Annotated in this window: 17 protein-coding genes; 8 read left to right on the plus strand and 9 right to left on the minus strand. The window is 38.3% G+C overall.

Features of this window, described 5'->3' with window-relative positions:
- Positions 1-55 precede the first annotated feature (55 nt).
- From gmd to F564_RS0100995, 9 genes are all read right to left on the minus strand, one after another.
- Positions 56-1,129 (minus strand): GDP-mannose 4,6-dehydratase, encoded by a 1,074-nt coding sequence (gene gmd, locus F564_RS0100955; RefSeq protein ID WP_028120944.1) that lies wholly within the window; start codon positions 1,127-1,129, stop codon positions 56-58.
- Position 1,130: 1 nt separating this feature from the next.
- Positions 1,131-1,958, minus strand: coding sequence for an alpha-1,2-fucosyltransferase (locus F564_RS0100960; protein ID WP_028120945.1), 828 nt, complete (start codon positions 1,956-1,958; stop codon positions 1,131-1,133).
- A complete protein-coding gene (gene fcl, locus F564_RS0100965; protein ID WP_028120946.1) occupies positions 1,959-2,882 on the minus strand; it encodes a GDP-L-fucose synthase in 924 nt (307 codons plus the stop codon).
- Positions 2,882-3,703, minus strand: coding sequence for a hypothetical protein (locus F564_RS0100970; RefSeq protein ID WP_028120947.1), 822 nt, complete (start codon positions 3,701-3,703; stop codon positions 2,882-2,884). The genes fcl and F564_RS0100970 overlap by 1 nt, the downstream gene beginning before the upstream one ends.
- 3 nt (positions 3,704-3,706) lie before the next feature.
- The gene (locus tag F564_RS18485) at positions 3,707-4,963 is read right to left on the minus strand and encodes an ABC transporter ATP-binding protein (protein ID WP_084406757.1); all 1,257 of its coding nucleotides are present in this window, start codon (positions 4,961-4,963) and stop codon (positions 3,707-3,709) included.
- A 110-nt stretch (positions 4,964-5,073) separates the two neighbouring features.
- Positions 5,074-5,925, minus strand: a complete 852-nt coding sequence (locus tag F564_RS0100980) for an ABC transporter permease (protein ID WP_028120948.1) — start codon at positions 5,923-5,925, stop codon at positions 5,074-5,076.
- A gap of 20 nt (positions 5,926-5,945) precedes the next feature.
- Positions 5,946-6,806, minus strand: coding sequence for a glucose-1-phosphate thymidylyltransferase RfbA (gene rfbA, locus F564_RS0100985; RefSeq protein ID WP_028120949.1), 861 nt, complete (start codon positions 6,804-6,806; stop codon positions 5,946-5,948).
- A gap of 22 nt (positions 6,807-6,828) precedes the next feature.
- Positions 6,829-7,908, minus strand: coding sequence for a dTDP-glucose 4,6-dehydratase (gene rfbB / locus F564_RS0100990; protein ID WP_028120950.1), 1,080 nt, complete (start codon positions 7,906-7,908; stop codon positions 6,829-6,831).
- Between the two features lie 10 nt (positions 7,909-7,918).
- A complete protein-coding gene (locus tag F564_RS0100995; RefSeq protein WP_028120951.1) occupies positions 7,919-9,229 on the minus strand; it encodes a UDP-glucose dehydrogenase family protein in 1,311 nt (436 codons plus the stop codon).
- A gap of 179 nt (positions 9,230-9,408) precedes the next feature.
- Between F564_RS0100995 and rimP the strand changes: the two genes are divergently transcribed.
- The 8 genes from rimP (at position 9,409) to bshC (ending at position 24,360) form a co-directional block, all read left to right on the plus strand.
- Positions 9,409-9,876 carry a ribosome assembly cofactor RimP gene (gene rimP / locus F564_RS0101000; protein ID WP_028120952.1) on the plus strand — a complete coding sequence of 156 codons (468 nt, stop codon included), beginning with the start codon at positions 9,409-9,411 and terminating at the stop codon, positions 9,874-9,876.
- A 55-nt stretch (positions 9,877-9,931) separates the two neighbouring features.
- The gene (gene nusA, locus F564_RS0101005; RefSeq protein ID WP_028120953.1) at positions 9,932-11,167 is read left to right on the plus strand and encodes a transcription termination factor NusA; all 1,236 of its coding nucleotides are present in this window, start codon (positions 9,932-9,934) and stop codon (positions 11,165-11,167) included.
- A 110-nt stretch (positions 11,168-11,277) separates the two neighbouring features.
- Positions 11,278-14,145 (plus strand): translation initiation factor IF-2, encoded by a 2,868-nt coding sequence (gene infB / locus F564_RS0101010; protein ID WP_028120954.1) that lies wholly within the window; start codon positions 11,278-11,280, stop codon positions 14,143-14,145.
- 299 nt (positions 14,146-14,444) lie between these two features.
- Positions 14,445-17,426: a SusC/RagA family TonB-linked outer membrane protein gene (locus F564_RS18490; RefSeq protein WP_051259516.1), complete on the plus strand. Its 2,982-nt coding sequence runs from the start codon at positions 14,445-14,447 to the stop codon at positions 17,424-17,426.
- A 20-nt stretch (positions 17,427-17,446) separates the two neighbouring features.
- Positions 17,447-18,991, plus strand: a complete 1,545-nt coding sequence (locus F564_RS0101020; RefSeq protein WP_028120955.1) for a RagB/SusD family nutrient uptake outer membrane protein — start codon at positions 17,447-17,449, stop codon at positions 18,989-18,991.
- 141 nt (positions 18,992-19,132) lie between these two features.
- Positions 19,133-20,503, plus strand: coding sequence for a T9SS type A sorting domain-containing protein (locus tag F564_RS0101025; RefSeq protein WP_028120956.1), 1,371 nt, complete (start codon positions 19,133-19,135; stop codon positions 20,501-20,503).
- A gap of 87 nt (positions 20,504-20,590) precedes the next feature.
- Positions 20,591-22,513, plus strand: coding sequence for a putative porin (locus tag F564_RS0101030; RefSeq protein ID WP_028120957.1), 1,923 nt, complete (start codon positions 20,591-20,593; stop codon positions 22,511-22,513).
- Between the two features lie 239 nt (positions 22,514-22,752).
- On the plus strand, positions 22,753-24,360 hold the full coding sequence (gene bshC, locus F564_RS0101040) for a bacillithiol biosynthesis cysteine-adding enzyme BshC (protein WP_316928783.1): 1,608 nt from the start codon (positions 22,753-22,755) through the stop codon (positions 24,358-24,360).
- The last annotated feature ends 121 nt before the right edge of the window (positions 24,361-24,481 follow it).

The raw sequence follows: 24,481 nt of genomic DNA on the forward strand, positions 1-24,481 counted from the left end.
AGAATGTTTCAGAACATCATTAGAGAAGGGAATGCTCTGTGTAATTCTTAATTTTTTAAATCAATTTAAGATCTTCCTGTACCATTTCTTTTACAAGAGCAGGTAAGTCATATTCCGGCTTCCAGCCTAGTTGTGTTTTGGATTTTGTAGGATCCCCTATCAACACATCCACTTCCGTAGGTCTGTAATATTGCGGATCTATTTTGACTACTGTTTTTCCGATTTCCAACTGGTAATCCGGATGGTTACATTTTGCCACTGTTGCCACTTCATTTTCATTTTCACCGGTGAACGTCAATTCTATACCTGCTTCTTCAAAAGCCATTCTTACAAAATCTCTGATGTATGTGGTTTTTCCTGTAGCGATGACATAATCTTCTGCAACATCCTGCTGCAAGATTCGCCACATGGCTTCTACATAATCTTTGGCGTGGCCCCAATCTCTTTGAGAATTAAGATTTCCTAAGTACAGAACGTCTTGTTTTCCTTTGGCGATGGCTGCAGTGGCCATTGTTATTTTTCTGGTGACGAATGTTTCCCCTCTTCTTGGGGATTCGTGGTTGAAAAGGATCCCGTTGCAGGCATACATATTGTAAGCTTCACGGTAATTCTTCGTGATCCAGAATCCGTAGATTTTTGCTACGCCATACGGAGATCTTGGATAGAAAGGTGACTGCTCATCGTAAAAACCTGCCGCATTTTTATTTTCTTCCAATCCACCATACAGTTCTGATGTAGAAGCCTGATAGATTCTGGTTTTCTTTTCCAAACCAAGGATTCTCACAGCCTCAAGAATCCTAAGAGTTCCTATACCGTCAACGTTGGCAACATATTCCGGAGAGTCAAAACTAACTTTCACGTGGGACATAGCGCCAAGATTATAGATCTCATCCGGCTGTACTTCCTGGATGATTCTGATGATATTGGTAGAATCTGTCAAATCACCATAATGCAATTTGAAATTAACGTGATTCTCGTGCTGATCTACATATAAATGATCAATTCTTTGTGTATTGAAAGAAGATGCTCTTCTCTTAATCCCATGTACTTGATAGCCTTTTTCTAAAAGTAATTCTGCCAGATATGAGCCGTCTTGTCCTGTAACTCCTGTTATTAATGCCGTTTTCATCTTATTTTTGTTTGTATTTGTAACCTCTTATTTCTTTGATTATTTTGTCTTCAGTAATCGTTTCTTCTGGTTTGTAAATATGATAGTAAGGTACTTCTCCCATCACACTTGCCCATTGTGAAAATGTTGAAGGAGCACCCAGAAGATAATTGGTTTGAGAAATCAGATATTGATCTTCCACTGGTCCTTCTTCTGACTGTATCACCTCCCCGAATTCTTTCTTATACCTTTCCAAATCTAGATTGTCATCATTGGTACAGATCAGGAATTTGTAATTGCCTTTCGGAATTGATTTTAAGAATTCTTTTATTTTTTTGATATAAAGATCATCATCGAAGAAATATTTACCGTTCATAAATTCTCTGTAATCGCCTCTTCTGATGTGAACGCTAATGATTTTTTCATCCGCGTTGTGTTGAAGGTATTTGTTTTTTAAAGCTTCTTTATCAACTTTTGGTTCAAACAGTTTTTGATAATGTCTGATATCTTCTTCTCTGTAAAGATCATTATTGAAAAACCAGCCATAACAGAAATTGACCAAGTAATCTTTTTTAATTTGTGCTCTGTATTTCGGGATCTCATTCTCATCCGTAAAACCAATGATACAATTTGGATTCAGTTTTTTGTAATATCTATTATACAAAAATTTCTTTGCTAGATAGGGCGTTTTTGGAGATTCCGGAAGGTTGGGAAAATCTTTGGTGTATTTTTCAGTAAAAGTCGGGGAATAATAGCGCACTCCATTTCTTCTGCAGAATGCATCTGCATGCATAAATTGGAAAAGATCATTACCACGACCACCACCTAATATTGAGAGACAGATCAGCATTTAGTTTTTGAATTTTTTTTCATAAACATCTCTAATGCCTTCTTCCAGTCCTATTTTCGCTTTCCAGCCTAGGTCATTGATTTTGGTAACATCCATCAGTTTTCTCGGTGTTCCGTCTGGTTTTGAGGTGTCCCAGATCAAGTTGCCTTCATAGCCAACTATTTTCTTAACTAATAGTGCCAAGTCTTTGATACTTAGGTCTTCACCAATGCCAACATTCACGTGGCCAAAATCATCATAGTTCTGCATCAGGAAAATGCAGGCTTCTGCCAAATCATCGGAATGAAGAAATTCTCTTAAAGGTGTTCCTGTTCCCCAAACGGTCACATCCGGCAGATTCTGCTCTTTCGCCTCGTGGAATTTTCTTAGTAAAGCAGGTAAAACGTGAGAATTATTAAGGTCATAGTTATCGTTAGGGCCATACATATTGGTAGGCATTGCCGAAATAAAATTGGAATTGTACTGGCTTCTGTACGCATCGCACATTTTGATCCCTGCTATTTTTGCAATGGCATAAGGTTCGTTTGTCGGTTCCAGAGTACCTGTCAGCAGAGAATCTTCTTTCAAAGGCTGAGGCGCCATTTTTGGGTAGATGCAGCTGGATCCCAGGAACAAAAGTTTTTTGACATCATTGGTATGAGCCTGATGGATCACGTTGTTCTGGATCATCATATTGTCATAAAGAAACTCTGCTCTGTAAGTGTTATTGGCCTGTATGCCGCCTACTTTTGCTGCCGCAAGAAAGACATACTCCGGCTTTTCTTCTGCGAAAAATTCTGCGGTCTGTCTGTAATCCCGAAGGTCTACCTGGTCAGAAGTTTTTGTGATAAGATTTGTGAAGCCCTGTTTTTCCAAAGCTCTCAGAATGGCACTTCCCACAAGACCTCTGTGGCCGGCTACGTATATTTTGGAGTTTTTATCCATTATTTTTTTATTTTGTAATAGGTCTTTTTTAAAAAAGATTTAATCGTATTTTTTTCTGATTTATCTACTCTTCTGGTGGCTTTTACGATCTGACCGAGATAGTCTCCTTCGCTCTCCTCATCACTGATTTCTATGTTGATTTTCTTATCATAATATCTTACGATTGCTGATAAGAGCGTCTGATCATAGCGGTGAGATGCGAAACCTTCGATTTGATCATCTTTTTCAAAAATCAAAGGATCTGTTACCAGATCTGGTCTGTAGATCATTACATCCAGCCAGTCTTTTACAAGCTGCGCGATTTCCGGCGTCTTCTTCAGAATGATAAAGCCCGCCCAAAGTTTATTTTTTCCCAGCCATTCATTATCATCTTCAAATAGATTCTGAAACGTGTCTATGACTGATTTTTTTGTCCAGTACTTCAGTTTCGGATCGTCTGTCAAATTAGGATTGAATGTTTTCCATCCATAGTCCTTATCATCGCGGTACTGGAAAAAAAGAGCGTCAGAATGTTTTAATCTTTCCAACTGCAGTTGCCATCCCGATGGGTTTTTGACTTCGCTGCCACAATCTACATAGACTAAAATGTCGCCATTATCAAGCTTTGACAGGCTTTCATAAATTACGTAAGCTTTCCAGATCCAATGTCCACCTTTCTTTTTGTCCAAGAAAAGGGGAGAAGATTTCAAGGCATACGGTAAATCTGAATACTCGTAACGCTGTGTTTCGTCAAAAATATTCAAAGATTTTGCTTCCTCAATAATCCTTTTGGCAGATTGAAGAAAGGCATTGCTTCCGTATGTGATGAATTTTTTTTTCAAGATTTATTTCAAATAAATGATTCCTTCTCCATCTATATGGAACACCCAGCCAGTTTGCATCCTAGTCCCTTCAAAATCGATTTTTATTTTGTTTTTGAAATCTGTGTACATTTTCTTCCCAGGATCTGCAAGATAAGCGTGCATGTAAAGGTTTCCTTTATTGATTCCTTTTGGTAATGTGATTGTTCTTTCTAAAACAAATTTTCCTTTAGGGAATTTTTTAGGACCATCATAATGCCCAGGTGCATAAAATATCATTGGGATATCAAAATTATTGAATAGTCGTGCTTCTAATTCAAATTCTGCTTCTTGAGTTAATTTTCCTTCAATTCTTACATTGAGTTTGTTGTCGTCAAAATCCATTGGAATGGTAGATCCGTCTATTCCGTTGACAGAAAAATGAGATATGCTTAGATTAGGAGATTTTACATTAGTATTCTCCAGAATAGATGCGTCGGAAGATATATTATCATTTGAATAAAGATTAATGCATTTATCGATATTTCCATCATATCTTACTGTTCCTTTTTCTAAAAAAATACCTTTGTTACAAAGCTGCTTGATGGATGCCATATTGTGACTAACGAAAAGAACTGTTCTTCCTTCTCCATTACTTACATCGCCCATTTTTCCAAGACATTTCTTTTGGAATTCCAAATCTCCAACTGCAAGGACTTCGTCCACAATTAATATTTCCGATTCCAAATGTGCAGCAACTGCAAATGCCAAACGAACGTACATTCCAGAACTGTAACGTTTTACAGGAGTATCAATGTATTTTTCAACACCGGAAAAATCAACTATTTCATCAAATTTTCTTGTGATTTCTTTTCTTGTCATTCCAAGGATAGCTCCATTCAGAAAAACGTTTTCACGTCCTGTCATTTCTGGGTGGAAACCTGTTCCTACTTCCAGTAATGATGCAATTCTTCCCTGTGTACGGATTGTTCCGGTTGTTGGTTTTGTAACCTTGCTTAGTAATTTTAATAACGTAGATTTACCAGCGCCGTTTCTTCCAATGATACCTACTGCATCGCCTTGTTCTACTTCAAAGTTTATGTCTTTAAGTGACCAGACATAATCACTCTGGCCTTTGGCTGTTCTGTCGTTTACTTCGCCAATTCTAAGATATGGATCTTCTTTACCTCTCATTCTGTGCCAAAAGCGGTTGAGATCGTGAGATAAAGTTCCTGTACCTACTTGTCCTAGTCGGTATTGTTTAGAAATATCTTCTGCTTTAATTACGATGGGTTTCGTCATTCTTTGTGTTTAAATGATTTGCCGGAATCCCAGCATTTTTAGATTTTAATCAATAGGATGATTGGGTAATCATTGTGATTATATTCCGTTGATCTAATTTATGTGTCGGATTATACTGTATCCATAAAGCCTTTCTCCACTTTGTTGAAAATCACAGTTCCGATGGCTAATATTGCCAGAATAATAGCAGTACTGATACCTAACATCATCGGACTGAAATCACCAACGCCTAACCATGCATATTTGAAACATTCAAAAATTCCAGTTAATGGATTATAAAAAGCAATGGTTTTGAATATTCCCTTCAAGCTGGATGCTGGATAAATTACTGGTGTTGCATACATATACAAACTGATTCCGAATGATAAAAGCATCTGAAGATCACGGTACTTTGTAGTAAGAGATGAGAAAATCATTCCTAGTCCCAATGCGAAAATAGCCATTAAAGCAATCAAAAAAGGAGTTGCCAAAATCCACCAGTTGGGTTGTACTTCTCCTTTGAAAAGATAATAGAAAAATACAACTAAAAACAAAAGCATCTGTACACCAAGCTTCATCAGATTTGAAAATACAATTGAGATTGGCATAATCAATCTTGGAAAATAGACTTTTCCAAATATACTTGCATTCGCCGTAAAAACATTGGATGTTGAATTAAGACAAGTAGAGAAATAATTCCATAATGTGATTCCTGCCAAATAGAACAATATTTTTGGAGCACCATCAGTAGATAATTTGGCAATATTTCCAAAAACAACAATGTAAACAACAGTTGTAAAAATGGGATTGATAAAAAACCAGATAGGTCCTAAAATGGTTTGTTTGAAACTGGAGACAAAGTCCCGCTTTACAAACATATAGACCAGATCCTTATAACGCCAAACCTCTTTCAGATTAAGATCGAGAAGGGAATGGCTGGCGCCTATGGTTTCTGTCCATTGATGATCTTTGGAATCACTCATTTGTGTTTGTGTTTTTGATTTTATTTGATAAGATTTTTCAGGTATTGTCCATAGCCACTTTTGCCATATTTAGCAGCGGTTTCAAGAAGTTTTTCCTCATTGATAAATCCGTTTCTGAAAGCAATTTCCTCGATACATCCGATTTTGAAGCCCTGCCTTTTTTCGATGACACTTACAAATTCTGAAGCGTCCTGCAGAGAGTCAAAAGTTCCGGTATCCAACCAAGCTGTTCCTCTGTCAAGAACACCAACTTCGAGTTTTCCTTTGCTAAGATAAACATTATTAATATCCGTAATTTCCAATTCGCCTCTTGGAGATGGTTTTATATTTTTTGCGATTTCCACGACTTCGTTATCATAGAAGTACAGACCAGGAACGGCATAATTTGATTTTGGTTCAGCAGGCTTTTCTTCAATAGAAAGCGCTTTGAAATCTTTATCAAATTCTACAACGCCATATCTCTCCGGATCAGAAACGTGGTAAGCGAATACAACACCACCGTCTGGACTGGTTTTATTCTTTAGTAAAGTTCCCATTTCGGAACCATAGAAGATATTGTCACCCAACACCAAAGCGGCAGAATCATCTCCGATGAATTGATCACCCAAAATGAAAGCCTGTGCTAATCCATCAGGACTTGGCTGTACAACATATTCTATATGACAGCCCAGTTGAGATCCATCACCCAAAAGTTTGATAAATCCGGCCTGATCGTGAGGCGTTGTGATGATCAAAATATCTTTGATCCCGGCCAATAGTAATGTTGACAGTGGATAATAGATCATTGGCTTGTCATAGACTGGCATCAACTGTTTGCTGACAGCTATCGTCAATGGGAATAGTCTGGTTCCGGATCCTCCGGCTAATATAATTCCTTTCATAATGGGTTTTTAGTTTGTGTTTTTATGAATATTGACCGTCGTAATATTTTTGATAATCACCAGAAGTGACATTCTCCAGCCATTCTTTATTTTCCAGGAACCAGTCGATGGTTTTGCCCAAACCTTGTTCGAAAGTCACAGATGGTTTCCATCCCAGATCTTGGTTCAGCTTTGTAGCATCAATGGCGTAACGTTTGTCGTGGCCCGGTCTGTCTTTCACATAAGTGATCAGTTTTTCAGAATGTCCGGCAGGATTTCCTAATTTCTCATCCATTTGTTTGATGAGTTCTTTCACAAGATCAATGTTTTGCCATTCGTTGAAACCGCCGATGTTGTACGTTTCTCCCGTTTTAGACTCGTTGAAGATCTGATGAATCGCTTTAGCATGATCAATGACGAATAACCAGTCTCTGGTATATTTACCGTCACCATAGATTGGTAAAGGTTTTTCATTGATGATATTAGAAATACAAAGCGGGATCAATTTCTCCGGGAAATGATTGGGTCCGTAATTGTTGGAACAGTTTGATAAAATGAATGGCATTCCGTAAGTGTTTCCGTAAGCTCTTACCAAATGGTCAGAAGCTGCTTTGCTTGCAGAATAGGGCGATTGTGGATCGTAAGGTGTGGTTTCCAGAAAGAAGCCTGTTTCTCCCAAACTTCCGTAGACTTCGTCCGTAGAAACGTGATAAAACAAATTTTGTCTCGGTTCATTCGGGAATCTGCCGTGTGTGTGATCTGGGTTCAAGGTCCAAAATTCGATACAAAGATTAAGAAGATTGGCTGTGCCGTTTACATTCGTATTAATGAAGGCATTAGGATCTGTTATGCTTCTGTCAACATGGCTTTCTGCAGCCAGATGGACGATAGCATCCGGATTATATTTTTCAAAAACTTTTCTAAGTTCTTCAGGTTTTGTGATGTCGGCTTTTTCGAATACGTAGTTTGGTTCGTTTTCGATGTCTTTTAGGTTTTCAAGATTTCCGGCGTAAGTCAAAGCATCCAGATTGATGATTTTTGAATCTGGGTTGTTTTTTACAAATTCTCTCACAACGTGAGAACCGATGAATCCGGCACCGCCGGTGATGATGATATTTTTCATTTGTGTTATATTAATTGATTAGTTTACGTCCGATACTTTTATAGAAAAATTTATTTTGCTCTGCCAATTCCAGAGGGAACATATTTCGACCATCAAAAATAGCTTTGTTGTTCATTTTTTCTGCCATCAATCCAAAATTGGGATTTTTGAATTCTGGCCATTCTGTAGCGATCAACAGTGCGTCTGCGCCGTCTAAGGCAGAGTACATGTCTTTTGCGTAGGTAATTTTGTCGCCCAAAATTTTCTTCACATTTTCTTCAGCAATGGTATCATAAGCCACAATTTCTGCTCCTTTTTCTAAAAGCAATATGATATTATCAAGAGAAGATGCTTCGCGGATATCATCTGTATTAGCTTTGAAAGCCAATCCCCAGACGGCAATCTTTTTACCCTGAAGGTTGCCTGCGAAATATTTTTCCAGTTCCGGGACCAAGATGACTTTCTGAGTTTTATTAACATTCTCTGTTGCATCAAGCAATTGGAAATCATAGCCTTCCTGTTTTCCGCTGTTTAGTAGAGCTTTTACATCTTTCGGGAAACAGCTTCCGCCGTATCCGATTCCTGGGAAAAGGAATCTGTGACCTATTCTATCATCACTGCCCATTCCTAGTCTCACAAGATCTACATCTGCGCCCACTTTTTCACAGAAGTTAGCAATCTCGTTCATGAAAGTAATTTTTACTGCAAGGAAAGAGTTGGCAGCATATTTTGTAAGCTCAGAAGATCTTTCGTCCATATTGATAATAGGAACACCGATATTTGTAAATGGCTGATAAAGTTTGGCCATTATATGTCTGGCTTTTTCAGAGGAAGAACCAATAATCACTCTGCTTGGATTCATACAATCTTCGACTGCAAAACCTTCTCTTAGGAATTCTGGGTTAGAGACCACATCAAAAGGAATGTCCGTTTTTGCGGCAATCGTGTCTCTTACTCTGTCAGCTGTTCCTACGGGTACGGTACTTTTATTGACAATGACTTTATAATCCGTCATCAGTTCACCAATGTCATTAGCAACCTTCAGTACATAGGAAAGGTCAGCGGAGCCGTCTTCCCCAGGAGGCGTAGGCAATGCCAGAAAGATGACTTCACTTTTTTCTAAAGCTTCCTTCAGATTGGTCGTGAAAAAGATGCGCTCTGCTTGGATGTTTCTAAGAAACATTTCCTCCAAACCTGGTTCGTAGATAGGGACTACGCCATTTTTCATTGCTTCTACCTTCTTTTCATCTATATCCACACAGAATACAGAGTTTCCTATTTCTGCAAGTGTAGTTCCAGTAACTAGGCCGACGTAGCCGGTGCCAACAATTGTAATATTCACAAAGAATAATTTTAAAATTCAGGCAAAAATAAGAAAATTTACTTGAAGTAGATGTAAATGAATTGTTAGGTTTTTGTTTGTTAGAATAAATTTGATTATCTTTGCAAGAGATTTACGGGAAAATGGGAAGGCTTTCGCAAGAATGCCTTTTTTCGTAGATGTAATTACGAGGTAATATTATGGAATTTAAAACAGAATTAAGTCGATTGCTTAATGAGTTTCTAGTAACAAGACCAGATCTTTTTTTAGTAGAGCTGAAAGTTTCTGCAACGTCTGATGTGACGGTGATTCTGGATGGTGACAATGGTGTTACGCTTCAGGATTGTCTGGATGCAAGCAGAGCGATAGAGTTTAATATGGATCGTGAGATTCATGACTTTAGTTTGCAGGTGATGTCATCTGGGCTGAGTGAGCCGCTAGGATATCCAAGACAGTTCAGGAAAAACATTGGAAGAGAGATTGAGGTGATGTTCGGAGATTCTACAAAGGTTGAAGGCGAACTTTTATCGGTTGACGATGAAAAAATCGTTCTGAAATTGGAGTACAGACAGCCAAAATCAGTCGGAAAAGGAAAAGAAGATGTAGTGGAAGAGAGAGGGATTTCTTACGCTGATATCAAAAAAGCATTAGTAGTAATAAAATTTTAACATAACGATGGATTGGTGTTTTTGTCAATCATCATTTACAATTATATAATAGGATATGGATAATTTAGCTTTAATAGAAGCCTTTGGTGATTTTAAAGAAATAAAGAATATCAGCAAAATAGACTTAATGGCTATTATCGAAGATTCTCTTAAGACTCTTCTTAGAAAAAGATATGATTCTGATGACCATTTTGATGTGATCGTGAATCCTGATAAAGGGGATTTTCAAATCTTCTTGAACAAAGTAATTGTTGAAGACGATATGTCAGAAGATGATGATTTGGAAATCGAAATTTCTGAGGTTAGAAAAATAGATTCTACTTTTGAAGTAGGTGAAGAGTACACGCAAGAGATTCCGGTTGCTAAACTGGGAAGAAGAAGTATCCTGACACTGAAGCAGATCTTGGCTACAAAAATCCAAGAGCATTTTAATGCTTCCTTGTATGAGCAGTTCAAAGACAGAATTGGAGAGATCATCATTGGTGAAGTGCACCACATCCGTCACAAACATGTGATCCTTTTGGATGACGAAGATAACGAATTCATCTTGCCGAAAGAAAATCAAATTCCTTCCGATTTCTTCAAAAAAGGAGAAACGGTGAAAGGTATCGTAGAAAGCGTTGACTTCCGAGGTTCCAAACCACAGATCATCGTTTCCAGAACAGCACCTAAGTTTTTGGAAGAATTATTGGAACTTGAAATTCCTGAGATCCAGGACGGAACTATTATCCTTAAAAAAGTGGTAAGAATTCCCGGAGAGAAAGCGAAGATTGCTGTGGACGCTTATGATGACAGAATAGATCCAGTTGGAGCTTGTGTAGGTGTGAAAGGTTCCAGAATCCACGGTGTGGTAAGAGAGCTTAAAAATGAAAATATTGATGTGATCCAATGGTCAAAAAATCCGGAGATTTTTGTGAAAAGAGCTTTAGGAAATATCATCATCAATAAAATAGAAATCAACGAGGAGTCCAACTACGCATTGGTCTACACACCAGTAGAAGAGATTTCTAAAGTGATTGGTAAACAAGGACAAAATATCAAGTTGGCATCATGGTTGACGGGTTATGAGATAGACGTTTACAGAGAAACTTCTGATGACGATGATGTTGAATTGAGAGAATTCTCAGATGAGATCGAAGCTTGGATCATCGATGAGTTCAAAAAAGTGGGCCTTACCACAGCAAGAAGCGTCTTGGATAAAGACACAGAAGCATTACTGAAAATCGTAGATCTCGAAGAAGAGACGATTGATGATGTGAAAAATATCTTGAGAGAAGAGCTGGAAGGCTAATAAAAATGAAAGACAATTGTGCGGATGATTTCCGGACAATCTAAAATTTAATAAAAAGAAAAAATAAAGCAAAAGCTTAACACGCTAAAGCCAAAAGCAAATTTATATTTATGCCAAAAATAAGATTAAATAAAGCCGTTAAAGAACTTAACATTTCTATACCAAGAGCTGTGGAATATCTCCAAGGCAAAGGAATAGAAGTGGATAGTAATCCTAACGCTCTATTAGAAGAACAGGCATTTTCTGCATTGGAAGCTGAGTTCCGAAAAGATGGAGAACAGAGAAAAGCTTCTCATGAGGTGGTGATTTCTAAAGTTCCTGACGAAAAATTAGCGATCGAAGAAAAAGCACCTGAGGTTATAAGAGCCAAATCAAGCACAAGACCCGAAACAAGGATCTTGGGCAAAATCGACCTTAATCCAACAGCTAAGCCTGTGGAAGAAGTTGCCCCTGTTGCCCCTCCAGTCGTAGCAGAGGAAAAGAAAGAAGTGCAGCCAGAGGTTGTAAAAAAGGAGGAAAAACAAGAGTTCAAAGTTTTAGATAAAATCGATCTTTCTACGATTGATAAAGGCAGATCAAAAGTTTCCGAGAAACCTAAAGAGGAACCAAAACCTGTCGTTAAAGAAGAACCGAAACCAGAACCGACACCAGAGCCAAAGGTACAAGAGCCGCCAGTGAAAGCAATGGAGATAGTCCAAGGACCAGATTCTGAAGATTCTCAAAAAATAGAAACCGTTTACCAAAAATTAGACGGTCCTAAAATAGTTGGCGAAAAAATTGACCTGACGCAGTTCAATAAAAAACCATCATCCAACTCAAACAACGCTGCCAAAAAGAAAAGAAAACGTATTACCAAAGATGTGCCTGGCCAAACCAATACCAACCAAGGTAATAATACCACAGGTGGAGCCAACAGACCAGCGGGACAGGGTAATAATACGGGCAATCGCCCACCAGGACAAGGCGGCAACCGTCCTGGAGGTAACAACAACCGCCCTGGAGGCAACAACAACCGTCCTGGAGGTAACAACAGAGGTGGACAGGGACAAGCCCGTACCATGCCAGTTGAACTGACAGACGAGCAGGTAAAAAATCAAATTAAAGAAACTCTTGAAAAACTGACCAACAAAGGAGGTAAGTCTAAAGGGTCTAAACACAGAAAAGATAAAAGGTCTTGGAGAAGAGAGCAGGATGAGATCCAGCAGGAAATCGACGCTCAAGACAGAACTCTTAAAGTGACCGAGTTCATTACTGTTAGCGACTTAGCTAGTTTGATGAACGTAAGTGCAACAGAGGTGATCTCTGCTTGTTTCTCTTTAGGTGTTATGGTAACGATGAACCAGCGTCTGGAAGCCGATACATTGATGTTGGTAGCTGATGAATTTGGTTTTAAAATCGAATTCTCTGACGCCGACGTAGAAGAAGCTGCAGCAGACGATGTAGAAGATTTGGCAGAAGATCTATTACCAAGAGCACCTATCGTGACCGTAATGGGGCACGTAGATCACGGTAAAACATCATTGCTGGATTATATTAGAAAAACCAATGTCATCGCAGGTGAATCCGGAGGGATCACACAGCACATTGGCGCGTACAATGTGAAACTGGAAAGCGGACAGAGAATTACATTCCTGGATACACCGGGTCACGAGGCATTTACCGCAATGAGAGCCAGAGGGGCACAGGTGACAGATATCGCAATTATCGTGGTAGCAGCAGATGATGATGTAATGCCACAGACGAAGGAAGCCATTGCTCACGCACAGGCGGCCGGCGTTCCAATGATCATTGCCATCAATAAAGTAGATAAAGTAGGTGCTAATCCTGATAAAATCAGAGAGCAGCTTTCCGCAATGAACATTCTTGTAGAAGAATGGGGTGGAAATGTACAGGCTCAGGAGATCTCGGCTAAGTTTGGTAACAACGTAGAATTGCTATTAGAAAAAGTATTGCTGCAGGCAGAGATGTTGGAGTTGAAATCCAATCCTAACAAGCAGGCAAGCGGAGTAGTGATAGAAGCAGCCTTGGATAAAGGCCGTGGATACGTTGCAACAATGTTGGTTCAAAACGGAACCCTATCCGTTGGAGACTATGTTCTTGCGGGTAAAAATCACGGTAAAGTCAAAGCAATGCTGGACGAACGTGGTAAAGCTATGGAAAAAGCAGGACCATCAATCCCAGTTACTATTCTTGGTTTGGACGGTGCCCCAACAGCTGGAGATAAATTCAGAGTTTTTGCTGATGAAAAAGAAGCGAAAACGATCGCAAATAAAAGAGAACAGCTGCAAAGAGAGCAGTCTATCAGAACTAAGAAACATTTGACACTTGATGAGATCGGACGTCGTATCGCTTTAGGTGATTTCAAAGAACTTAATATCATCCTGAAAGGTGACGTGGATGGATCTGTGGAAGCATTGGCAGATCAGTTGCAGAGATTGTCTACAGAAGAGATCCAGGTCAACATTCTTCACAAAGGTGTTGGTCAGATTACGGAATCCGATGTATTGCTAGCTGCAGCTTCTGACGCAATTATGATTGGTTTCAACGTAAGAGCTAGTGTGAATGCAAAAGATATCGCGGACAAAGAAGAAGTAGAGATCAGAACTTATTCTATCATTTACCGAGCTATCGATGAAGTGAAAGAAGCGATGGAGGGAATGCTTTCTCCGGAGATCCAGGAGCAGGTGATCGGTAATGTGGAGATCAGAGAAGTATTCAGGATTTCTAAAGTGGGCTCCATTGCAGGTTGTATGGTTCTTACAGGTAAAGTGACCAGAAACTCCAAAATCAGATTGCTGAGAGATGGCATTGTGAAATTTGATGGAGAACTGGAAAGTCTTAAGCGTTTCAAAGACGACGTGAAAGAAGTGACCAAAGGTTACGAATGTGGTCTTAATATCAGAGGTTACAATGATATTGAAGAAAGAGATATTCTTGAAGTCTACGAAGAAGTAGCTGTTAAGAAGAAATTAAAATAATCTTTTAGATACTAATAAGTTAAGCCGTCCCATAGTGACGGCTTTTTTATGGTTTCGTTTATTATTTGTAATGATTCTAAATAAATAAATCACAATTATTTATTTTTGTCACACTTGGCTTATTACTATTGTGGTATATGTAATTATATGGTTTAATTTTGGTTTAATTGTAAAAAAAAAGATTTATTTACTATTGAATATTTAAACATTCTCTTATATTGATTATAATGTGTTATTGCGTTTTTTGCTGTGTTAAAATTTTTTAACATATTTGCAGATTATAATTAAATAGTGTTAATATGAATGTAAAATTACGATTGTTATCCGTTGGCGTATTGTTCTTTACGGGACAGGCATTAATGGCACAAAAAACAAAGAAAACTGATACCACATCTAAAACCAAAGAGATTGAAGAGGTGGTATTAATTGGAGGTGTGAAATTAGATCCTGCACAGAAAGTAGGTTCTTATAGTGTTGTTTCAAAAGCCAATTTTGAATCTACTCCGTTTTCGACTATTGACGAAGTTCTTAACGGTAGAGTTGCGGGTCTTAACTTTTCTTCTGCAAGTGGCGATCCTGGATCTTCAAATATGGTTATTGTAAGGGGGGTTAGTTCATTGATTGGAACTCCAAATCCTCTTTATGTTATCGATGGTATTGTTATCGGTAAAGGAGCAGATAATGCCCAGATGATGGAGTCTTGGAATCCATTGGCTTCGTTAGATCCTAATTCAATAGAGTCTGTAAACGTACTAAAAGATGCCTCTTCTACTGCGTTATATGGTTCTAGAGGAGCTAATGGAGTTATCATTATTAAAACCAAAAAGGGGAAATTTAATCAAAAAACAAGGTTTGAGTTCTCTTCAGAAACAGGTATTCAGGATCGAGCTTACGACAAACTAAAATTGATGAATGGTGACGAGTATATCAAATACGGAGGTATTTTGATGTGGAATAGCCAAGGCATTGGTGCAATTCCTACTTTTCCGAGTCTAGAATTAGCGACGCAGTACTATCTTAATACTTACATTCCTACTTTAACTACTGCTGAAAACATTAAAGATACAAGAAACTATACCAATTGGACAGATGTTGTAAACAGAAATTCTTCCATTGTTAATACTTATAATTTTGGAGCATCTGGAGGGGGTGAGAATACCTCGTTTAGATTAGGCGGATCTTATTATCAGAATGAGCCTTTAGTAAAGTCTGCGAAGTTTGACAGGATAAGTTTAAATGCTGCAATAGATCACAAAGCATCAGATAAATTAAAGTTCGGTGTTAACTTGAACTATTCCAATGTAAAAAGAAATACATATCTGGGAGGACGAGCTTCCGCAAATCCTGTTACCAATTCCATTATGTTGTCTCCTTTACGTCCCGTGTATAATAATGATGGGACATTTAACCAGGAGGCTTGGGAAGAGACTGATATGACGACAGGATTCAATCCGGCATCTATCTTAGAAAATGCAAGTCAGACCTCTTGGATCAATACGTTCTTAGCATCTGCTAATATGGATTATCAGTTTATGAAAAATGTTTCTTTCAATTCATTATTTGGTACTCAGTATCAAACTATGAGAGAGTTACAGGTCATTGCTCCTGATCATCCAATTTATACTGCTATGGCACCTGGTTACGGTATGTTGCAAGATGCAAGAACTAATATATGGGATTATAACTGGTCAAACAGTTTTTCATATCGAAATGTTTTCGCTGAAAAACATAATTTGGAGGTTCTTGCAGGAATGGAATACCAAAACCACAGTTACAGTAATACCACTAATCTTTCATACCGTATGACAGATATAAGACCTTATTTCCAATTTGCAGAAGAAGGGTCTCTTTTAAACTATGGAGATGACTACTACTGGACTCAGATAGGTTACTTTGGTAGGGTGAATTATACCTATGATAACAAATATACAATATCAGGTCAATTGAGAAGAGATGGTAACTCTACCTTAGGAACAGAAAAATTTGGAAATTTCTGGTCTGTCGGAGGCTCATGGAATGTTAAAAACGAATCATTTGCGCCAGACCTTTTTTCATCTCTGACACTTCGCGCAAGCTATGGTGTGTTAGGGAATATTCCTTACGCAGATCAGTGGGGATTGCAGTATAATGCTTATGCTCTAGTTGGCTACAACTCTGCTCAAGGAGGTTGGGGAGGAAACGGTGGTTACGGTGGGATTATTAATCCAGGTAATCCAGCATTACAATGGGAAGAAGCAAAGCATTTGGACATTGGTACAGACATGGGATTCTTTAACGATCGTCTAAAATTAACAGCTGCATACTATCATAAAATTACAGATAAGGCAATTGATGAAAATTTTCCAGCATCTGAAAGTGGTGGTCCAACTTCTTTCTATGACAATGTTGGAACCATTGACAATAAAGGTTTCGAATTGACAATTGAGGCGACCCCAGTTCAAACAAAAGACTTCAGATGGTCAATTAATGCTAATGGAGCATATTCTAGAACAATGTTGGATAAATATAATCTAGAGTTGAAGCAGTATGGATCGGACGATCCTGGAGATGCGGATAATGCATTTGTTGCATTGTCCCCAGGTCATATTTTTGGTGAATATTATTCGGTTTTATGGGCAGGAATTGCTCAGGTCGATGATCCTACAAAAGGTATTAAGGCAGGTGATGCTTTATTTTATACAGACGGATCTAAAACAGACGTAACAAATGATAGAACAGCAGCTCTGCCAGCTTGGATGGGGAAAAGTGCTTTTCCTGTTTATAACATTGGAATTACCAATGAATTTAAATACAAAAATTTAACTTTAAGTTTTATGCTTTCCGGTCAGTTTGATTTCTATGTACAGAATGGAGTACACTCTTACACACTTCACGATGGTGCATTCCCAACGAGAAATCAAGTCAATGATGCGTTGTATGATAGTTGGACTGATGCACCCGGAGCAGAGAATTTTGGTGCGTCAAACCCCAAAGCAATTGTAGGGAATCCAAGTACTTCTAGATTAGAATCTTCTCGATTTATTAATAAAGGAGATCATATTCGTTTGAAAGAGATGAAAATTGCTTACTCATTTGGAAGTCAATTTAAAGAAAGTGTGGGAATTAATAATTTGACAATATACCTAAGGGGAACTAACCTTCTAACATATGTATTTGATAAAGATTTGGATTATGATCCAGAGTCTAATTCTAATGCTTGGTCATGGCTAGGAAAAGGCAGATATTGGTACGCGTCTCCAGTATTGAGAACAATGTCAATGGGTATTCAAATTGGTTTTTAATTGATAAACAAATAATTAGAATGAAAAAATTTTTTATAATATTATCATCTTTATTGGTTATTACAGCAAATAATTCTTGTAGTGATAAAGAATTGGAACTGTACCCAACAAGTCTAGATGATATACAAGATATAGATACAGAGGATAAGCTTCAAAAATTCCTAAATGCAGGTTATTTAACGATAGGTTCGGTGAATGTTTTTGGAACAGATGCTATGGCAATTGCTGATGTTTTATCAGACAATGCTTATATAACTAGTGCCAAAGCGTATAATTTTACTTCTAACATGAATTATAGCGCGCTCAATAATGATACCGGTGGTCTTTATCGTTCATTATATGATGCTATTATGAACTGTAATATGGTGATCAATAACACGAAAGTTGCTAATAGCGCAAATGTTAGCCGTATCAAAGGAGAAGCGAAGATCATGAGAGCATTTTCCTATTTTACGCTGCTTAACTATTTCTCGCCAGCACCTACTTCTGGAATAAATCAGGAGTATGGAGTTCCATTAGTTTTAGAAAATTATGATTCTTCAATCCAGCCAGCTAGAGCAACGGTTGCTGAGGTGTATGCTCAGATTATTTCTGATTTGAATGCAGGATTAGCAGATGCAGATGCAGAACCTGCAGGTCCAGATGGTCCAAATAAAGTTTTCATGAGTAAGGCTGCGGCTAAGTTGATTCTTTCGCGAGTGTATCTTACGAGAAGAGCTCCTGGAGATGCGCAATTAGCACTTCAATATTCTACAGAAATCGTAAATTTGAAAAATACAACGGGTTCTAATTTTGCTCCAATATCAAAAGATAACTATGTTGCATACTTTGCAGGATCGCCAGAGGAAGGAGCTGAAAATCAGCCAGAAACAATCTGGGAGTTAGATATGAACCCAAGCTCAAACCTAATAACAGGAGTTGGTTCAAATTTGGCTTTGCCAACACTTTACAATAGAGTGACAACTGATCGCCGTGCAATTCTTTTCACAAAGGCTTTCTTTGATAGTTTTCCACATATAGATTTGACACCTTTGGCAAATGGGACACCTCAAAGTACATCCCCTGATGTTAGAAGGGGAAATACCAAAACTAGTGCACCTACTTTACCGGCTGGGTTAATGTCAACACTTACGCTTCCAGCAGTAGACAATCCGGTTGGTGCATGGACAAACAAATATCCTAGATTAACAGGAGAGGGTAACTTCTTTAGAAATATCAAAATATTTAGATTTGCAGAAGCACAGCTAAATAGAATAGAAGCGTTATTTCTTACTGGACAATCGGCCACTGCGCTTGCAGAATTAAATGCATTTGCATTATCCAGAGGGGGGGCTACTTACACAGGAACGAATCTTCTAAACGATATTCTTACAGAAAAAGCAAAAGAATTCTATGGGGAAGGGCAAAGGTTTTATGATCTGAAGCGTCATAATTTGCCTCTTATAAAAGGGCCAAATTGTGTGATGAATTGTAATGTTCCTGCGAATGACAAATTGTTTGTAATGCCGATAAGCCAAAGTGCTTTAAATTATAATCCAAACCTCAAACAATATCCTGGCTATTAATAACTTAATTAGAAAGACGGCAAACGCGTCGTCTTTCTAATCTTAATTTCAAATATCATGTTAAAATAGGAATATTGTTTTTATATTCGTATAAATTTCCTTAGTTTAGCATTAATTATTAATTCAATAAAATTTATTATTATGAAAAAAGTTTTACTTTCATTAAGTTTGATTACGCTTTCTATAAGTGCTTTTGCTCAATATTCTTGGGTGCCACAGGGTGTAAAACTAGCAACTAGTTTTGGACCAAGAGAAATTTCAATTACAGACGCTAATACTGTATGGGTTACTGCTTATGATGGCTCTGGTGCTGCAACATATCCTAAAACATTCTCTAAAACTACAGATGGAGCTAACTGGACTGCCGGTACAATTACAGGTCCTGTAGCTGCGGCTTTGGTAGGTGATATCTCTGCATTGGATGCTAATACGGCTTGGGTTGTTACTGCACCTTCTGCTGGAACTAGTGGTAATGGGATTTGGAAAACTACCAATGGCGGTGCTGCTTGGGCAAGACAGGGTACAACTGCTGCTCCGTATTCCAGTGCTTCTTTTGCTAACGTTATTCATTTCTGGGATGCAAACGAAGGTTTCACAGCAGGTGATCCAGTAGGTTCTGCTTTTCAAATTTTCAGAACTACAAATGGTGGTACTACCTGGACAGCTGTAGCAAGTGCTCCTGCTCCTTTGGCAGGTGTCGAGTACGGATTGACAGGTGTGAAATATGTGACAGGAAACAACATCTGGTTGGGTACAACCAAAGGAAGAATTCTTCGTTCATCTGATAGAGGTGTAACCTGGACTGCTAATTCCACGCCTGCTCTTGATTTTGGTGGTGGTGCTGCTGGAGGCGGTGTAGACGGATCTTCTGCTAAAATGGCTTTTAAAGATGGTAACAATGGATTACTTATCGCAATTGATAACGATGTAGATGCAATAATGTATTCTACTGCAGATGGGGGAACTACTTGGGATCCTATCGAGGCAGCAGGAACTTGGTTCTTTGGTGACTTAACATTTGTACCGGGTACAGCTAATACTTATGTTTCCACAGGAATCAACTCAGACGCAGCACAGGGAACAGGTTCTTCTTTTACAAAAGATGGCGGTCTTACTTGGACTATTATCGATAATATTGCAGGCGTAGACGGTGGTCAAAGAGGGTCTGTTAAATTCTTAAATGCTACAACAGGTTGGGCTGGATTCTTCAGTGATGGTCCTGCTGGTGTAGAAGGTATCTTCAAATTCAGCGGAGATTTGTCACTTGCAGTTAATGAGGCTTCTGCGAAATCAGGTCTTAAGGTTTTCCCTAACCCGGTTGCAGACGTTGTAAATCTTACTGCTAACAAAGAAATTAAATCTGTTAATATCTACGATCTTTCTGGTAAAAAAGTTAAATCTACTACAGATACAAAACAGATCAACGTTTCTACTTTAGCTAAAGGAACTTATATTCTGCAGGCTTACTACGGTAACGGTTCTGTGGAGAACACAAAAATTATCAAAAAATAATTCCAATTATTTTTATAATATCAATCCCGCACATTGCGGGATTTTTTATTTCAGTATAATTAGTATTTTTGTACTCAAATTTCCTTGATGAAATATTTATTATTACTGTCGTTTATCTTTACAGTTTTTGTAAAGGGACAACAGGTCAAAAAAACAGACTCCAACACCATAGCTTCAGATACACTCAAAGTAGACTCTGGAGAGAAAGATTCTTTGGAGATATACAAACCTACAATCAATGATTATCTGGTCAAAACAAGGTTCTCAGAAAAGAAGATCTATGATACCACTTTCAACATTGAGAGGTCATACATCGCCACCCAATACAATAAAAAAGATAACTTCGGCAAGATAGCATCGTCTAATATCGGATCCGGCTTCCAGAATTTGGTCTACGACAAAAATGCCGAGCAGAACCTAAACCTGCTCCCGGAAACCAAATCTTTCTACATCAAAGGCGAAAATGACATCAACTATTACGATGTGAAAACCCCAACCACCACATTTTTCTACAACAATGCGATGAAGAATGGCGGGCAGCTACAAACGACCTACACACAGAATGTCGGCAAAAATTTCAACTTTGCCATAGAATATATGGGGCTTAGATCTCAGGGACTTTACAGAAATAGTTTGGCATCCAGCAACAACACGATCTTTAGTGGCCATTATATCTCCAAAAATGGCAAATACGAAGCCTATGCCCATTACATCCACCAGAATGTCAACAACCAGGAAAATGGAGGAATTGCAGATATGGATGTCTTCCTCAGTGGAGATTCCAGATTCAGCAACAGACAGAATATAGAGACCAATCTGGAAGGGGTAGAATCCCGCTATTCCTACAGACGCTATTATTTCAGTCAGGAGTTTTCACCTTTTGACCCTGCCAAATATCCTTTCAAACTGAGACACACGATTTTTCACCAGGGAAACAAGTATTATTTCTCGGAAACAGCAGCCAATACTGATTTCTTCGGATCAACGGATATTACTAACTTTCCGCTTTACAACAAAAAATTCTCCAATAATCTCAGCAACACTTTCAGCTTGGTTTGGGACAATGAGAAATTCAAATTGGACGCAGGTTTCCGCCATCAATATTTGGTATTCGGGAACAAAAATGCTTACCCGATCCTCAATATTCCCGGCTCTTTCAAAGAGCAGAGAATTGGTGCCGTTGGCAATTTGCAGATCAAATTGTTGGACAAGATCCAGCTCAAATCTTTTCTGGAAATTTCCAAAGGTTCAGAATTTGGAGACTATATCAAAACAACCAACCAGTTGGTGTTCGAACCCATCAAAGATTATCTGGTAGAAGGTAGGATCAATTTCCAGTCCGCTTACCCGAGTTTCAATTACCTCGTAAACTCATCACACTACCTGGATTACAATTACTACCTTCAGAATCCTAATAACGAGGTGGTGACCCAGATTGGAGGAACCGTCAGATTGGCTAAATGGTTTGATACAAGGGTTTTCGTAGACTTCTTCAAGATCGATAATTACACTTATTTCGACAATACTTCAAAACCACAGCAAAGTGCTTCGTCACTCAATATTTCACAAATTGGCGGCGAAAGCACCGTGAAATACGGCAAATTCAATTTGAACGGCAAAGTCCTTTTTCAAAAAGCTTTGAGCAATCAGGCACTTTTACCAATGCCCGATTTCATTGGCCGTATCAATCTGTTTTACCAGGCGCCCGCATTCAAAAAAGCAGCTGAGATCCAGGCAGGAATCAAATTGTATTATTTTACCAAGTTCGATTCAAGAGAATATTCACCAATTCTTAATGAATATATTTTGCCGGGCAATAGTACTTACGCCATTGGTGGCCAGCCAATTGCTGATGTTTATGTGAATATGAGGGTCAAGCGGATGTTCTTTTATATCGAGGCACAGCACCTGAACGAGACTTTTATGCAGAACAAATCCTTCACCTCACCCAATTATCCGATTTATGATTTTAGGCTCAATCTGGGCGTGGTCTGGTATCTTTTCCATTAATTTAATGATGGCAGCTATTTCCGCCTTCCACTCCCGCTTTTTTTGTTATTGCGAACCGCGTGTGGCAATCAAAAGGACTTGCCAACAATCGCAATAACAAAAAAGAGCTCCGTTCAAGTCGGGCTGCAGATTCTGCAAGGAAACAAAATTTGTCTATGATTTGATGCTTGTTTTCTTTGATGAATTTTACGTCTTTGCGAGCCTCCAAAACAAATAGTAGTTAAAAAACCTTGCGCGTTGTGCGTTCAATATTAAGTAAAAAACCACCAACCAAAATGACGATTGATTTCGAAAATATCACCAGCATACCAAAACTCATCAAAGATTTTTTAGGAAAAAAACTGGACGGATTTCAAAGCAAAGTTTTTGACTTAAAAAACTTCGAAAACCAAATCACAGCGAAACAAGATTCATATACAGACGACAAAAGAGAGCGTCTTCACGATGCTGTTTTCGCTCAGAATCAGCAAGAGCCACTGTCCACCAAACAGCTGGAGCACCTCTTCCTTCTGAAGGAGAGAACCACCTTTACCATCACAACCGGTCATCAGCTCAATCTTTTTACAGGTCCCGTTTTCTTTGTTTACAAGATCCTGCAAACCATAAAAACAGCAGAATTCCTAAAATCGAATTTTCCTGATCATCATTTCGTTCCCCTGTTTTGGATGGCGACAGAAGATCACGATTTCGAGGAAATAGATCATTTCAAAACAAAGGACCATTTTTACGAGATCAAAGGCAATGCTGGAGGCGATGTTGGGAATATTAAGATAGAAGATCACTATTTCATTCAGGAATTTGAAAAAGAATTCAAAGACCATCTTTACGGCACCGAACTTATTCTTTGGATAAAAAACGCTTACAGAAAAGGCAATTCCCATACACAGGCCATTCGGTATTTGGTCAATCAACTGTTTGCAGAGTACGGTTTGCTGACTATTGATGGCAACGAAAAACAACTGAAAACCCAAGTCAAGGATCTTTTCAAAAAAGAATTACTGTCGAACCAACTTTTCAAAACCACACAAAAACAGAGAGAATTCCTTGAGAAAGAGTACCACAAAGTTCAAGTCAATCCAAGAGAGATCAATCTGTTTTATCTTTCAGAAACGAGAAACCGTATTGAAAAAATCAGTGATGGATATCAGATTATCGACACAGAACTCAAGTTTTCTGAAGACGAAATACTTAAGGAGTTAGAAGATCATCCCGAGAGATTCAGTCCCAATGCCGTGCTCCGCCCTGCTTATCAGGAATCGATCTTACCGAATCTGGCATATGTGGGCGGTAATGCAGAAGTGATGTATTGGATCGAGTTGAAGGATTATTTCGATTCCATCGCGCTTCCGTTCCCCATTTTGATTCCAAGGAATTCCATGTTGTTCCTAGAAGAAAAAACCTTAAGAAAAATTGAAAATTCTGGATTGAAAATTGAACATTTTTTTGAAAATTTCGCCGAGGTTTTGAATCATCAAATTCTTGAGAACAACGGTATCAAATTACTTCTCGCAGAAAAAGAACGGCAATTGATCAGTTCATTTTCAGAACTTAAAAACAAAGCCTCGGAAACAGAAAAGACATTCTACAATCTCGTAGAAGCGGAAGAAACCCGACAACTGAAATCTTTCCATAGAATGCAGAAACGCCTTCTGAAAGCCGAAAAAACAAAACAATCTGAAAAATTTGATCAGATGCAAAGTTTATTTCTAAAAGTTCATCCTGGTGGAAACTGGCAGGAAAGGGTTTTCAATTTCAGCGTGTTCTACGCAGATCTTGGCAAACAATGGATAGACGATTGCTACCAAAAAATGAATGTTGAACAATCAGAATTAATAATTTCCTCATGAGATAGCTATTGATTTGATGAATTAATAGCTCAAAAATTATTTAATATTATGTTAAATGGCTTTTTTATTTTTATTTTCAAGGTGTTAAACAAATAAAATATAACACGAGGAAAAAATTATT

Origin of the sequence: Epilithonimonas tenax DSM 16811, assembly GCF_000428485.1 — a bacterium.
GTDB lineage: Bacteria > Bacteroidota > Bacteroidia > Flavobacteriales > Weeksellaceae > Epilithonimonas > Epilithonimonas tenax.